At 37.0% G+C, this 15,252-nt stretch carries 13 protein-coding genes; 7 read left to right on the top strand and 6 right to left on the bottom strand.

The window, feature by feature from the left end; all coding sequences use genetic code 11:
* Window positions 1-41: 41 nt before the first annotated feature.
* Genes ACVWYN_RS15725 through nirB form a run of 3 tightly spaced genes read right to left on the bottom strand, consistent with a single transcriptional unit; the run spans window position 42 to window position 4,321 of the window.
* Window positions 42-1,409, bottom strand: a complete 1,368-nt coding sequence (locus tag ACVWYN_RS15725; protein ID WP_457289831.1) for an MFS transporter — start codon at window positions 1,407-1,409, stop codon at window positions 42-44.
* Between the two features lie 10 nt (window positions 1,410-1,419).
* Window positions 1,420-1,770: a nitrite reductase small subunit NirD gene (nirD, locus tag ACVWYN_RS15720; RefSeq protein WP_457289830.1), complete on the bottom strand. Its 351-nt coding sequence runs from the start codon at window positions 1,768-1,770 to the stop codon at window positions 1,420-1,422.
* 49 nt (window positions 1,771-1,819) lie between these two features.
* Entirely contained in the window at window positions 1,820-4,321 is a 2,502-nt protein-coding gene (nirB, locus tag ACVWYN_RS15715) for a nitrite reductase large subunit NirB (protein ID WP_457289829.1), read from the bottom strand.
* Window positions 4,322-4,559: 238 nt separating this feature from the next.
* Between nirB and cobA the strand changes: the two genes are divergently transcribed.
* A complete protein-coding gene (gene cobA / locus ACVWYN_RS15710) occupies window positions 4,560-5,321 on the top strand; it encodes a uroporphyrinogen-III C-methyltransferase (RefSeq protein WP_457289828.1) in 762 nt (253 codons plus the stop codon).
* 25 nt (window positions 5,322-5,346) lie between these two features.
* Here cobA and ACVWYN_RS15705 read toward each other — a convergent pair whose 3' ends face one another.
* The 3 genes from ACVWYN_RS15705 to ACVWYN_RS15695 form a co-directional block, all read right to left on the bottom strand.
* Entirely contained in the window at window positions 5,347-6,630 is a 1,284-nt protein-coding gene (locus tag ACVWYN_RS15705; protein ID WP_457289827.1) for a M16 family metallopeptidase, read from the bottom strand.
* Window positions 6,631-6,635: 5 nt separating this feature from the next.
* Window positions 6,636-8,003, bottom strand: coding sequence for a M16 family metallopeptidase (locus ACVWYN_RS15700; RefSeq protein WP_457289826.1), 1,368 nt, complete (start codon window positions 8,001-8,003; stop codon window positions 6,636-6,638).
* 192 nt (window positions 8,004-8,195) lie between these two features.
* Window positions 8,196-9,062 carry a universal stress protein gene (locus ACVWYN_RS15695; protein WP_457289825.1) on the bottom strand — a complete coding sequence of 289 codons (867 nt, stop codon included), beginning with the start codon at window positions 9,060-9,062 and terminating at the stop codon, window positions 8,196-8,198.
* 174 nt (window positions 9,063-9,236) lie between these two features.
* On the opposite strand from ACVWYN_RS15695, the gene ACVWYN_RS15690 reads away from it, so the two are divergent.
* From ACVWYN_RS15690 to ACVWYN_RS15665, 6 genes are all read left to right on the top strand, one after another.
* Complete coding sequence (locus tag ACVWYN_RS15690) at window positions 9,237-9,626, top strand: hypothetical protein (protein WP_457289824.1); 390 nt, start codon at window positions 9,237-9,239, stop codon at window positions 9,624-9,626.
* Window positions 9,627-9,672: 46 nt separating this feature from the next.
* Window positions 9,673-10,185 carry a protease gene (locus ACVWYN_RS15685; RefSeq protein ID WP_457289823.1) on the top strand — a complete coding sequence of 171 codons (513 nt, stop codon included), beginning with the start codon at window positions 9,673-9,675 and terminating at the stop codon, window positions 10,183-10,185.
* Window positions 10,186-10,303: 118 nt separating this feature from the next.
* Entirely contained in the window at window positions 10,304-12,703 is a 2,400-nt protein-coding gene (locus ACVWYN_RS15680; RefSeq protein ID WP_457289822.1) for a heavy metal translocating P-type ATPase, read from the top strand.
* A complete protein-coding gene (ccoS, locus tag ACVWYN_RS15675) occupies window positions 12,700-12,882 on the top strand; it encodes a cbb3-type cytochrome oxidase assembly protein CcoS (RefSeq protein ID WP_457289821.1) in 183 nt (60 codons plus the stop codon). The genes ACVWYN_RS15680 and ccoS overlap by 4 nt, the downstream gene beginning before the upstream one ends.
* 74 nt (window positions 12,883-12,956) lie before the next feature.
* Window positions 12,957-15,068, top strand: a complete 2,112-nt coding sequence (ccoN, locus tag ACVWYN_RS15670; RefSeq protein WP_457289820.1) for a cytochrome-c oxidase, cbb3-type subunit I — start codon at window positions 12,957-12,959, stop codon at window positions 15,066-15,068.
* Window positions 15,069-15,088: 20 nt separating this feature from the next.
* Window positions 15,089-15,250 (top strand): hypothetical protein, encoded by a 162-nt coding sequence (locus ACVWYN_RS15665; protein ID WP_457289819.1) that lies wholly within the window; start codon window positions 15,089-15,091, stop codon window positions 15,248-15,250.
* Window positions 15,251-15,252: the final 2 nt, after the last annotated feature.

The following is a 15,252-nucleotide window of genomic DNA, read 5'->3' as shown; positions in this document are numbered from 1 at the left end:
CGTAAATGTTTTATGATAGAATTATCATTTAATTGGGTCTGCTAATTTCCTGAAGTAAAAATAAGTTCTTCAATTTTTGACCTCTTCTGTGCCATAATGGTTCTGAAGATTAATACGCATATACCTATTGCCAGGATGATAAACCCAAGATATGTAAAGGCTAAGGTATAATCTATAAGTTCCTTGTGAATTAGTATACCATCCTCCATTATATCTTTAGACGAATGAGCTGCTTTAGCCTTAAACATAAAGGCAATAAGCATAGCACCAATATTGCCACCCGCACCCACAATACCTGCAACACTGCCCACTGCTAAAGGGTTAATAAAAGGAACGAGGCTATAGGTAGCGCCATTTGCCATTTTTAAACTTAGTCCGAAAATAAACATCATGAAAATGGACATCCCAATATTACCAGATTTAGCAAACCATATTAGGCCAACTCCTTCAATTAGCAATAAAATAGACAACAGAAGTGTCTTTCCATCAAAGCCCCAGGTTTTACCAATCTTATCAGCAACAATCCCACCAAATGGTCTTGCAAAAACACTAATCCAGCCAAAAATTCCTGCTACTAAACCTGCTATAGCTATGCTTGCACCAAATGAATCTGTAAAGAATATAGGAGCAAAATTATCTACTGTTATCTCTACTCCAAAACATGCTGCATAAGCAACAGTTAGAATCCAGGTACGGTAGTCTTTTGCAGCCAAAAGAAATGTATTTTTAATTTTTATTTCATTACTATCTTTTATGTTTTTAAAATCGCCTTGCGGACTATCCAAAGTGTAACGATAATATAGAAAGGCACAAAGCAACAGCATCAACCCAGGAAAAATCATCGCATAGCGCCAGCTATCTTCAGTGCTACAAAGACCTAAAGATGTAAGTCCCGCTGCAATTAATGGCATAAAAACATTTGCTGCACCCCCTCCTGCATTTCCAAATCCACCTGCGGCAGCATTAGCAGTTCCTTTAATATTTGGAGCAAACATGATGGAAGTATGGAACTGGGTGATGACGAATGAAGCACCAATTACCCCTATAGCCAATCTGAAGAGCAAAAAAGAGGTGTAAGAATTACTCGTGCCAATAAGTAGTACAGGAATCGCACATATCACCAAAAGCCATGTATATATAATTTTAGGGCCAAATTTATCTACCAATCTGCCAATAAGTAGCCGCGCAATTATTGTTGCAGATACAGATGCAATTTGGATGTTACCCACCTGATCTTTAGTAAGGTGTAACTGCTCTCTGGCTATCTTCATTAACGGTGCCATTCCAAACCAGGCAAAAAAGCAAAAGAAGAAAGTAAGCCAAGTAATGTGGAAGGTTTTCATTTGAACACCCTTCAGCGAAAATATGTTTAGTTTTTCAAGTGGTTTAGTTGTAGTATCAAATATCATAATAATTAATTTAAAATTTCGCTATCGTACTGATATACACCGTACCATCTTCTATTTTTACAGGATAGACCTTAATTGCACACTCATCTCCATTTAAACATTCACCAGTATTTAACGAAAATGTTTTCTTGTGGAATGGGCAAGCCACTTTGGGTTCATCAGTAGAAGACCCAATCATACCGCGACTAAGTGCCATTTCCTTTTTATGTGGACATTCGTTTTGTGTGGCATACCATTCGTTTCTCCTTGTAAAATAAAAGAGCGCAATTTGATCGTCACCATGTTTTATACAGACGCCGCCATTCTCAACGGCATCTTCGACTTTGCAAGCAGCTAACCAGCTTTCGGAAGTTTCATTCATTTTTTTTGGTTTTAATTTGTTAGGTTTTTATGTGATCTATCTGGTTAGACTATTTCCATTCGGCAGTTCTTTTCTGCCCGCGCATCTCCACAAATTCAATGGACGGGTCTTTATCTTCCGGTGCATTAACAAAGTGAGAAAAGCGCTTCCTGATGGCAGGGTTTTCTACCGCCTCTTTCCATTCGCACTTGTAAGAGTTAATTAGATTTTCTACGTCGTTTTCCCACTGCTGAGCCATGTTAAGGCTATCATTGACAACCACATTTCGGAGATAATCTATCCCACCCTCCATTTTATTTAACCAGGTTGCAGTTCTGGTAAGAGGATCTGCTGTTTTAATGTAGAACATTAAGAATCTGTCAATATATCGTATGCAGGTATCACTATCAAGCTCTGTTGCCAGTAAAAGTGCATGTTGAGGTTTACTGCCGCCATTGCCACATACATATAAGTTCCAGCCCTTTTCTGTAGCTATTATTCCAAAATCTTTACTTTGAGCTTCTGCACACTCTCTTATACAACCGCTTACGCCTGATTTAAATTTGTGCGGTGCACGAATACCCCTATACCTTTCTTCTATTCTGATTGCAAAGCTCACACTGTCGTGAAGTCCGAATCTACACCATGTACTTCCAACACAACTTTTTACGGTTCTAAGTCCTTTCCCATAAGCATGCCCGCTTTCAAAACCAGCTGCTATGAGTTCTTCCCAAATTAAAGGCAAATCATTAAGATGCGCGCCAAACATGTCTATTCGCTGACCACCAGTAATTTTTGTGTATAGATTATATTTCTTAGCAACCTCACCTATTGTAATTAATTTCTCAGGAGTAATTTCTCCACCAGCCACACGAGGTACTACCGAGTAAGAACCTCCCTTTTGAATATTTGCTAGGAAGCGATCATTGCTATCCTGAGCTACATCGTTTCCTTTTTCAAGGATCATTTCATTCCAAAGACTAGCCAATAGAGAGGCTACCAGAGGTTTACAAACTTCACATCCGTCATTTTTACCAAGTGCATCTAAAACGGCGTCGTAACTTTTAAGCTCATGAATATGAATAAGGTCAAAAAGTTCTTGCCTTGAATAATCGAAGTGCTCACATATTACATTCTTAACATATTTACCTTGAGATTTTAAAGTATATGACAATAAGTCTTTAACCATAGGCAAACAACCGCCGCAACCTGTACCAGCTTTTGTGCACTTTTTTAAGTCATCTATATTTTCACAGCCATCAATTACTGCTGAGCAGATATCCCCTTTTGAAATACCCTCACAACTACAGATTAGTGCATTATCCGGCAAACTTGTAATTCCAGATCCTGCTGCTGTGTCTCCACCCCTCGAACCCAAAATAAGCTCTTCAGGATCGTCTGATAATATAATTCGATTATTGGATGTTTGCAACAGCAGGTTATAGGCTGTTGCATCTCCAATTAATATACCTCCTAAAAGGTATTGCCCGTCATTACTAATGTTTATCCGTTTATAGATTCCTTTATGCTTATTCTCAAATACTATAGTACGGCAATCCGGTTCAGTTATGAAATTATCACCAAAACTAGCTACATCTATTCCTATCAATTTTAGCTTCGTACTCATATCAAAGCCCAAAAACGTTTTTGTTCCGTCGCAAAGATTGGTAACTAGTACTTCTGCCATTTCATAACCCGGAGCAATTAGGCCGTAAATCATTCCTTCAAACAATGCACATTCACCAATCGCAAAGATCGATGGATCGTTAGTTTGCATCTTTTGATCAACAATTATTCCGCCTCGTGGGCCCACATCTATACCACATGCTCTTGCCAGCTCGTCTCTTGGTTTAATTCCGGCAGATATTACCAGCATTTCCACAGCTAAACTGGTATCATCGCTAAATTTTAACCCTGTTATTGCTTCTTTACCCTCTATATATGAGGTGTTTTTATTAAGAAGAATTTCAAGTCCAAGATCAGATAGTTTCGAAGCTAAAATTTTGCTACCTGCGTCATCTATCTGTCTCGGCATAAGCCTGGGTGCAAATTCAACTATACTAGTTTTCTGTATTCCTAAATCTATAAGTGCCTTTGCAGCCTCCAAACCCAACAATCCACCACCAATTACCGAAGCGGTTCTTACTTTTTTTGCATAACTTCGAATCAAATCCAGGTCTTCTATGGTACGGTAAACGAATACACCTTCTTTATCAACACCTGGAATGTTAGGTACGAAAGCGCCAGAGCCTGTGGCGAAAATTAAAAAATCGTAAGAATATGTTAAACCAACTAAAGTGGTGACCGTTTTTAAATCGCGATCTATTTGGACAACAGGACTATTAAGGTGTAAATCAATTTCATTTTCCTGATACCAATTTTCTGTAGATAAAGAAAGATCCTCAGAAGTTTTACCATTGAAGTACTCACTTAAATGGACACGATCATAAGCACGTCTAGATTCTTCACCAAAAACAGTCAATTTAAATAAATCACTTCTGGATTTGAGTTTTTCGCAAAATTTGTAGCCCACCATTCCATTTCCGACCACAATAATTTGTATTTTCTTCATATTAAGACCTTTTATTCATTAATTATTCAATATAAACTTATGTTTTTGTTTTTTAATTCTAAATATAACCCGTAAATTGGAATATATATTTGTTATAAATCACATTTACTAATTTTTGATATACGAATGTAGACATAAATTGTATTAATTTTAGTGTTTATATGATATTTATCATAAATATTTTTAATATTCAATATATTTTCAAGACTTTTACAGAATAACATTTAAGTAAATTCACATGAAGACGACAAAAGAAACAAAAAATATATTTATTATAGGATCGGGACCTGGAGATCCTGAATTACTTACATTAAAGGCTTATAAAATCATAAAATCAGCAGAAGTTATACTTTATGACAATTTATGTAGCGAAAAAATCTTAGAAATTGCACCTAAGAGCTGCAACATGATTTATGTAGGAAAAAAACCTTACAAATGTTGTACTCCTCAAGAAAAAATAAATGATTTAATTGTTGAACATGCAAGTCAAGGGAAGATTGTGGTACGTCTAAAAGGTGGCGATCCTTTTATTTTCGGAAGAGGTTTCGAAGAATTACTTTTTGCAGAAGCACATGGAATAACAGCAACATACGTACCAGGGATCAGCAGTATGCAAGGTATAGGTTCAATTGATATCCCGCTTACGCATAGAGGAATAAGCGAAAGCTTCTGGGTAATAACAGGCACAAAAAAAGATGGATCCTTATCTCAAGACCTCAAGTGTGCAATGAAAAGCTCTGCAACAGTTGTAATTTATATGGGAATGAAAAAGATGAGAGAGATATCAGAAATCTATAATTCAGAAGGACGGGGCTCAGTACCAGCTGCAATTATACAGCATGCAACGTTACCAAACCAAAAACATGCAACCTGTCAAGTATCCGATTTACAGAAAACAGCATTACTGCATGGCCTAAGCAATCCAGCAATAATTGTAATAGGTGATGTAGTGAGCGCAAAATCATTGTTTCATGAACAATATAGCAGCCTGGTTGGATAAATAAAGTTATAGATTTGGATAAAACCTATTTAAAAGCATCTTTACCCAATTGCTCATCCCCTAAATAAACCCATATCGCGCCAGCAAGGTATTTATTGAATACCCTACTGACTTCTTCAGCATTAACTGCGCTTATTTTATCCAGCATATTTTCTTCAAGTTTGTAATCACCCAATATTTCTGCTTTACCCAAATTAGAAACTATCGAAACTGCGCTTTCCTGGTCGTTATAATTATCTAGCTTATAACTCTTTTTGATATCTTTAAGTACGTTTAAATTGTAGTTTCCCTGCTTGATGTCGTTGAATGCCTCCATCATGCCTTGTATAGATTTCTTTGGTTGTGTTGTACTTACATAAAGCGAAGTATAAGGCATCTGCAATAATTTTACAGTCGCACCAGGAGCATAGGAAAGCGCCTGTTCTGTTCGTAATTTATAGTGCAGGTAGCTACTTAAAACTGTTACCGCAAGTTTAAAGGCAGGATAATCAGGATTGCTCATTGTGGGCGCATTCATTACCCTACTTATGTAATTTGTAGCGATATTGCGTTGCGTAGTAATTAAGCGATCTCCCTTAAGTTGAACATCTGTATAAATAGGCAAATTGTAAGTTTTGGAAGGAATTCCAACAAAAGCATCTTTAATCTTTTTTTCCAATTCTTCTCTGCTGATCTTGCCTGCTACTACCAGGAACATTCTTTTTTTATTCAACAGCGTATTGAAATAGTAATTCCTTACACTATCTGTATTTAAATTTCGCAGGGATCTTTCGCTACCTAATGGCAATACAGCATAAGGCGTATTTTTAAACATCGTTGTAAATGTCATCTGATCAACCATTGCCTCCGGACTAGCATCTCTAGCATGTGTCACAGATATGATCCGTTCCTTTTCATTACTAAACTCCGTAGGATCAAATGTGGGGTTAACGATTGCATCTGAGAACAACTTCCAACCTTGGTTTAGGTATTTGGAAATACAGCCCATGCTAATTGCGCCATAATCTGTTGTGGAGGCGCCAGAAATATTAATACCATACTCATCTGCCAACTCCTGATAATCGTAAACCTTATAATTTTTAGTACCACATGTGGTTGCAGTAGCCAAGGCAAGATTTTCAATTCCCGCCTGTTCTGGCCGGTAATTCATAACTCCACCTCTAAAGTACATAGCAATACTTACTGTTTCTTTTTGGGTAGGACGAAAAATAACTTTAAGACCATCCACATCGAAGGTTGTAGCAGGAATTTGAGCTACGGCCGTACTGCTTAGTACAACAGTTAGAAAACTTATCAGGTATAGTTTCATGAGCGTTACTTGGATTTGAAGAATTCTTCAGGTTTAACAGTATCTACGAGACTGGAATGGATAAGGAGACCAGCAGTATGGGGCTTATCCTTAATATATTTGCGTACATAATCAATAAGGTCTTTCCTCGTTATTTTATTCACATTCTCCTCATAATGCAAATAATAGTCTATTGAAGCAGATGCCCACCAGAACGAAATCAAATGGGAATATTCTGAAGTGACCTCCCTTCGCTCAACTTGCTCCACGGCAAGCAAACGTTTTGCCCGTTCTATTTGAGCATCCGTCAGGTAATTATCATCATCCCAAAGTGCAAGTTGTTTTAAAATTTCTTCGTAACATTCTTTTATCTTGCCTGGGTTCGGACTAATACCTAGTCTGATTGGTCCTGTGTATTTCTGAGTATAATAACCCACGTTAATATCTCTGGCTAAACCCGTACTTACCAGAGCCATTTTAAGCTTTGACCCATTTTGATTCACTAAATAGGAAAAAACATCCGCAACGTACGTTCCTAAAACATCATTCCTGGTATCTGGCCCAAGCCAGCTGAACTGTATTTCAGGATCTAAAATTTTATCGGTTTTTAATATGTAATAATCGCTTTTAGCTAAGGGTACCACTTCAGGTATTGGCCACTTTTTAAAGGGATCAAATTCAGAAGCTTTCCAGCTGCCAAAAACAGTTTCCGCTGCTGAAAATGCCTCGTCAGCCTTTACATCTCCAGCAATAACCAGCACTGAATTATTTGGCCAGTAGTATTTATTTCTTATGGAATCCATTTTAGCAGGTGTAGCAGAGAGAATAACCTCATGATTACCCACAACGTTCTTTCTGGAATAGTTGTCTCTCCAAAGTCGCCTGCTGTCTTCTTCAATGAAGTCAAACATCGGACTGGATTCATGCCTAGTAAACTCTGCATTTACCACCTCGTTTTCCTTCTTCATCTCCTCTTCTAAAAACATCGGATTCCGTATCGCAGAGTTCATAAACTTTAACCCGCCCTTTAGATTTTGGGAAGGTAAGGTAAAGTAGTAATTGACAACCTCCTCTCTGGTTGTAGCATTAGAGTTGATCTCCAACTCATTACTTTTTTGAACAAAACTGGAACGAGTTGGATAGTCTTTATTAGCAGAAAAGAAAAGATGTTCGTACAAATGGCTAAGACCGTTGTATTCTTTGGGTTCTGTAAAAGACCCATTTCTGCAGGCAATTTCTATCGTTGCCAATGGTACTGTACTGTCAACAATAACTAAAACTTCAAGCCCATTTTTTAACTTATGTTGATACATATTCTCAGCAACTTTACGTTGGGAAAAAGCGGTAAATGAAGAGAAAGAAAATAAGATTACAAGGGCATATCTGGAGAGCATAAGGCTAAAATTTGAATTATTGGTTTGATTAATCAAATAAAAATATTATTTATTAATTAACCAAATAGTTCTGGCATTATTTTAACCCCTACTCTAAAATGTTTATGAGCGTGATTTCAATTCGGATGACGCTTGTCTTCTTCCTGGGTAGTATTATCGGTTATCCATAAACAAATATAAAATATACAAAGCTTAGACTTCAATAACCCTTCCACTAAGATCTGGTATAACTAAAAATGGAACTTTTGTATGGAAACTGATGCGCTTAGTCATGCTTGGATGAAATAACCCACCTAAAAATGTCCTTTTATGGCTAACCATCGCTAACATATCTATATGATTTGAATACACAAAATTTGTAATACTATCTTCAAAATTTCTTCCAAACAACTGCGTAACTTGAATTGCTCTACCAGGATATTTTCTTTCCAGTACTGCCTGGTAACCTGGCGCGCTCCTTTTATGTGTAATAACTTCCAATTCGGTGTCTTCATCTTCGCCGGTAAAAACCATTACCTGAACCTCTACTTTATAAAAGTCTGCAATTTCAAACAAAGCCATCAAGGTTTCTTTATCTTCCACGAAGTTATTAGTGGCAAATAAGAGTTTTTCTGGTTTTTTCCACTCGTAATCTGAAGGTACAACAATTACAGGAACATTTGCTTTACCTATAAGTTCAGCCGTTTGAGTTCCCCAGAACTTTTCCTTTAACCCGCTGGCCCCATGTGTACCCATTATCACCATATCAATACCCTGTTCTATTATAGCTTGCAAGATACTATCTGTAACAGCGCTATTGGAGATTTCTGTATTAACAGAACCTACACCTCTCTTAGCAAGTTGGTTTTTAAGGGAGGCCATTTCCTTTTCAGATTGTTGGATCATTGATTCATACAATTCTACACTCATTCCTGTGTAGTCACCATACACGTTACCCATAAAATTGATCACATGGAGTAGTGACAATTTTGCAGTAAACAACTTATTTGTCTGTACGGCAAAGTCAATTGAAGTATCTGCACAACTCGAAAAATCAGTGGGAATCAGAAGCTTTTTCATTTTATAAAATATTTATCTGTTGGAATATTATTAGTAGTAACTAGCTGTAATTACAACTATAAATTTCTCAAAAGCTAATGGTTACATTAATGATAGAAAACAGCAAATATTATGATTTTGATCATAGCTACAGCAATACAGACTTAATACTTTTGCTTTATAAAGCAAGAGAAAATGATTACAACTTTAGTTATCAACAGATTAGAAACAGTTCAAGATAAATTGAACAGACTGGCAGAAAAATGGACAGTAACCAGCTCATCATTGGAGAATCAAATTGGCAGACTGGAAGCCTTATTCAGGTGTGGGTCATTTATTATCAATCAATCAAATGTGAATACGCTTGAAAATTTGAGAAATTTGGTTGGGAAATTGAAAACCCATCTAAAAAATCAAATCATGGATATAAAGGCAAATCTTAATCATCCATTCTACAATGCTGATTTTGCTTTAGATAGTGCAAATTTGAAATTATCCTCAGAAATAGATATACTTATCGCAAAAACCTACACTTTCAAAAGGTCAATTTTCGATAAGAAAGATCATTGTAAAAAATTATTTTAATAGTTGATTTTATCAAATAAAATGATAAGAGTTCCGTTGTTTAAACATGAACAAGATAAAATTATTATTTTCCGCTACTATAGTTTTTGCCTTTGCAGCTTGTAGTCAGTCTTCACGAAATACAGAGGCTACTAACATTAAATCTGATTCAATAACTGTGAAATCAGACACTGCGCTTATTGGTAAAATATATGCCAAACCAACCCAGAAAATAGGCAATCCTTTTGAGTTAATTTTTACTGTTTACAACCATACAGACAGTGCAATGAAATTTTGTAAATGGCACACTCCTTTTGAACCATTAATGAGCAAGTATTTAGACATAGTGATGGAAAATGGAAAGGAAGCTTCCTATAAAGGGCCTATGGCAAAGCGCATCATGCCACCTCCAGCAGATAGTTATATTAGTATTGCACCCGGTGACAGTCTTTCTGTTAAAACTGATCTTTTAAAGGCCTATTCATTTAATAAACCTGGGAAATATAAAATCCTATACAACTCATCAGCAACGAGTGGAATCCAAATCACTGATTCTATTAGTGTAGACATTCAAAAATAACTTTAACTCATTTCTTTCCAGAATGCATTTGATACGTGACGAGCGTCACTTATTAGGGCAATCTTTGTCACGTTCTAACTTTCGAATAATTAACACTTTTGGAGCATAAAATAGTTTTATGCTTAAGGAGAAATCAGCAGCAATACACTCAGTTTGTTTTCATTGTGGAGAGGAAGTTATTGATGATTCATATCAAACCGATCTAAAGACATTCTGCTGTGTAGGTTGTCAAACTGTTTATACTATTTTATCTAAACACAACCTTTCCAGTTATTATAGCTATAATAATGTTCCAGGGCAAACTCAGAAAGGAAATAAGCAAAATCTAGATTACTTGGATGTTAAAGAAATATCAGCGCAGCTGGTAGACTATCAGGATGATCAGATAACCATAATAACATTTTACATACCTGTCATTCATTGCAGTTCATGTATTTGGCTACTGGAAAACCTACATGAGCTACTGCCTTCTGTAGTAAAATCGAGAATTGATTTTTTAAAAAAGCAAGTTAATATCACGTTTAAAAATGAAAAGACTTCATTAAAAAATGTAGTTGAAATTCTAGCCACTATTGGTTACGAACCATTAATCAGTTTGCAGGACGTTGTTAAAGAAAAGAACTCTAATTCGGATGATAGGGATTTGGTCACCAAAATAGCCGTGGCCGGTTTTTGTTTTGGGAACGCGATGTTGTTAAGCTTTCCGGAATACTTTGGGATTGGAAATTTTGAAAGGGTTTACGCTAATTTCTTTGGCTGGCTTAACTTGGTATTCTCCATCCCAGTAGTACTATATAGTGGCGGGGGCTATTTTATTTCTACTTGGAATAATTTAAAAATTGGTAGACTCAATTTGGATTTCCCTTTAGCGTTGGGAATTGCAGTCATGTTTTTCCGCTCCATATACGAGATAAGTACGCAAACCGGTGCTGGGTTTGTAGATACGCTAAGCGGATTGATCTTTTTCCTTCAAATTGGAAAATGGATGCAACAACGCACATTTCACCACATTTCCTTTGAACGTGATTACCGATCTTACTTTCCAGTTGCGGTAACTACAATTAGAAATGGTATGGAAAAATCTGTACCCTTAGCCGCGCTTAAAATAGGCGACAGGATTTTGGTTCGCAACATGGAAATTATTCCAGCTGATGCCATATTGCTAAAAGGAACTGCCGAAATTGATTTTAGTTTTGTAACCGGAGAATCTGAACCAATAACAAAGTCACTTGGTGAGATCATATATGCTGGCGGCAGACAAACTACTGGTATACTAGAAATGGAAGTGCTCAAGCCTGTATCTCAAAGTTATCTGACTCAACTTTGGAACAATGATACATTTCTTAAACCTAAAAACGGCATCAAAACCTTTAGTGATACAGCAAGTAAATATTTTAGTTTTCTACTGCTTAGTATAGCCATAGCCGCAGGTACTTTTTGGTTATTTCAAGATTCCAATCGCGCAATGGCATCATTTACTGCCGTGCTGATTATAGCCTGTCCTTGTGCCTTAGCTTTGAGCTCTCCTTTTACCCTGGCTGCTGTGATTGGTATTTTTGACAAGAACGGCTTATACTTAAAAAATAATGCGGTAGTTGAAGAATTAGCAAAAATAGACACCTATGTGTTCGATAAAACAGGAACTATAACCAGTCCACAAGCCGCATCAGTATCCTTCATTGGCGATCTTACAGACGCGCAAAGACAACAAATTTGTGACCTTGCAAGAAATTCTGGTCACCCGCTAAGTCGTGAACTTACGACCTACCTAAACCTAAAAGAAAAATTTAGAGTAGATTATTATACAGAAAAAATTGGGAGAGGAATCAGTGGGATGGTCAACGGAAATCACGTAAAATTGGGAAGTTCTGCATTCCTTAGCCTTCCACTGAAAAACTCTTTTGAAAACACCAGCGTTCATGTGATGATCAATGAGAACTATCTCGGATATTTTAACTTTAATCAGCCATGGCGTAAAGGCTTTAAAAATGTGGTGCAGAGATTAAACAACCAGGCCGACCTCCATTTGTTGTCCGGCGATCGAGACCATGATAGGGCATCCCTTATTCCATTCTTTACTAGTATTTCAAAAATGCATTTCGAACAATCTCCCCAAAACAAGCTGGAATACATATTGAACTTACAAAAAAACTCTGGAAGGAAAGTATTGATGTTTGGTGATGGTTTGAATGATTCAGGTGCATTGAAGCAAAGCAATTTGGGCATAGCCATCACAGACAACATCAACAATTTTACCCCAGGCTGTGATGCGGTATTGGATGGTAAAAGCTTTCAAAAGATTCCTCAATTTATACAACAGGCTAAGGATGCAGTAAAAGTTATCCATCTTTCATTCGCAATATCGCTTACTTACAACATAGTCGGGTTATTTTTTGCAGTACAGGGTTTACTCTCTCCTTTAATTGCAGCCATACTAATGCCCTTAAGTACAATTACCATAATACTATTTACCACGCTCACTGTTAGATTATTTGCACGAAAAAACAAGCTAATATGAACATACTATTTTTTTTAATCGGCTGTAGTATTCTTTTGGCGCTCATTTTCCTTGCAGCCTTTTTCTGGGCTATGAGGTCTGGTCAGAATGATGATACTTACACGCCATCAGTTAGAATATTATTTGACAATGAAATAATTGATCCTGTTAAAAAAATAGGTGACCAAGATCACATTTAAGACAAACATCTATCACGGATCGGCAAATTAAAGCCCCTTAATTTTACTGCACGTAACCATACAGATATTATAAAATGACTGAAAAATTTTACTACGACAATAAGATCGTTAGAAACTTTGCCATAGCCACCATAGTTTGGGGTATAATAGGCATGACAGTAGGCTTGCTAATTGCTACCCAACTGTTTAAACCAGCCTTTAACATGGGTTCGCAATACACTACTTTTGGCCGGATCAGACCATTGCATACCAATGCAGTGATTTTTGCTTTCGTTGGAAATGCGATCTTTATGGGGGTCTATTATTCCCTTCAAAGACTTCTCAAAGCCAGGATGTTTAGTGATGTACTGAGTAAAATTCATTTCTGGGGTTGGCAGCTCATCATTATTTCTGCTGTGATTACGCTTCCTTTAGGCTTTACAACCTCACACGAATATGCAGAACTGGAGTGGCCAATAGATATTGCCATAACAATAATATGGGTAGTTTTTGGGGTAAACATGTTTGGAACGATTATTAAACGAAGAGAGCAGCATATGTATGTGGCCATCTGGTTTTATATTGCTACGTTTGTTACTGTTGCCGTTCTTCACATCGTTAATTCATTTGAATTACCTATTTCAGCTTTTAAAAGCTATTATGTATATGCCGGGGTGCAGGATGCATTGGTACAATGGTGGTATGGGCACAATGCTGTTGCGTTTTTCCTGACTACTCCGTATCTGGGAATGATGTATTACTTCCTTCCTAAAATGGCCAACAGGCCCGTATATTCCTACAAACTGAGTATCCTGCATTTCTGGTCGTTAATTTTTATCTACATCTGGGCAGGCCCACATCATTTACTATATACCTCACTCCCATCCTGGGCTCAGTCTTTGGGTGTAGCGTTCTCCATCATGCTCATTGCCCCAAGCTGGGGAGGTATGATCAACGGACTCTTAACATTACGTGGCGCATGGGATAAAGTTAGAGAGGATCCAATCCTAAAATTTATGGTTGTTGGTATTACCGCTTATGGAATGGCAACCTTTGAAGGGCCAATGCTGGCTTTAAAACAGATTAATGCAATTGCTCACTATACAGACTGGATTATAGCACACGTACACGTTGGAGCACTTGGGTGGAATGGATTTTTAACCTTTGCAATTTTATACTGGCTTATACCAAGAATCTACAGAACAGAGCTATATTCTAAAAAACTGGCCTCATTCCACTTCTGGATAGGCACATTAGGAATTATTTTCTATGCAGTTCCATTATACTTCGCTGGTTTCACACAAGGCTTGATGTGGAAACAATTCAATGAAGAAGGGATGTTAAAATACCCCAACTTTTTGGAAACAGTGATCCAAATTATTCCAATGTATATCTTAAGGGCAATTGGTGGTGCGATGTACCTTACCGGAGTATTGGTGATGACTTATAACCTGATCAAAACTGTAAAGACAGGTAAACTACTTGCAAATGAAGCAGCAGAAGCCTTGCCGTTGCCAATTAATTATCAGCCTGTTGGCTCAGATAAAAAAGCGCACCGTTTTCTGGAACGTAAGCCAATGATTTTTTTGGTGCTTTCTCTTATTGTGATACTAATTGGAGGAATGATCGAGATGATGCCAACTTTTACTATAAAATCTAACATACCAACAATTAGTAGTGTGAAACCGTATTCTGCGCTGGAATTGCAAGGTCGGGATTTATATATAAGAGAAGGTTGTGTAAACTGTCACTCTCAGATGATCAGACCATTTAGATCAGAAACAGAACGCTTTGGAGAGTATAGTAAGGCCGGAGAGTTTGTTTACGATCACCCTTTCTTGTGGGGATCAAAAAGAACAGGCCCGGATTTGCAACGTGAGGGTGGTAAATATGGAAATAGCTGGCATTTTAATCACTTATTAGATCCACAAACCATGTCGCCAGGTAGTATTATGCCGCCATACGAATGGTTGATCAATCAAAAATTAGATACTACTACCACCAGGGCAAAAATCAATGCAATGAGAACACTGGGTGTTCCTTACGAAGATGGATATGAAAATCGTGCAAATGCCGATCTGGACAAACAAGCAAAAAGCATAGCTGATGATTTGAAAGACAACAAGGTAAATGTAAAAAGCGATAGGGAAATTATAGCCATTATTGCTTACCTGCAAAGACTTGGAACTGATATCAAAGCAAAATAGAACAACTAAAACAAAGCAAGATGTTTAAGCAATTTTTAAATGAAGTAAATGGTAATCAGGTTTATCTGATTACATCTATGGGAATATTTATGTTGTTTTTCATACTGGTAACGGTGTTGCTACTGACAATGAAAAAGGATAAAATAAAATACATGAGTGAACTCCCTTTAAAAGAAGATTAGTT

This window comes from Pedobacter sp. UYP24 (assembly GCF_054057295.1).
Note: the sequence above shows the minus strand (reverse complement) of the source record. Positions and strands in the feature narration are given on the sequence as shown.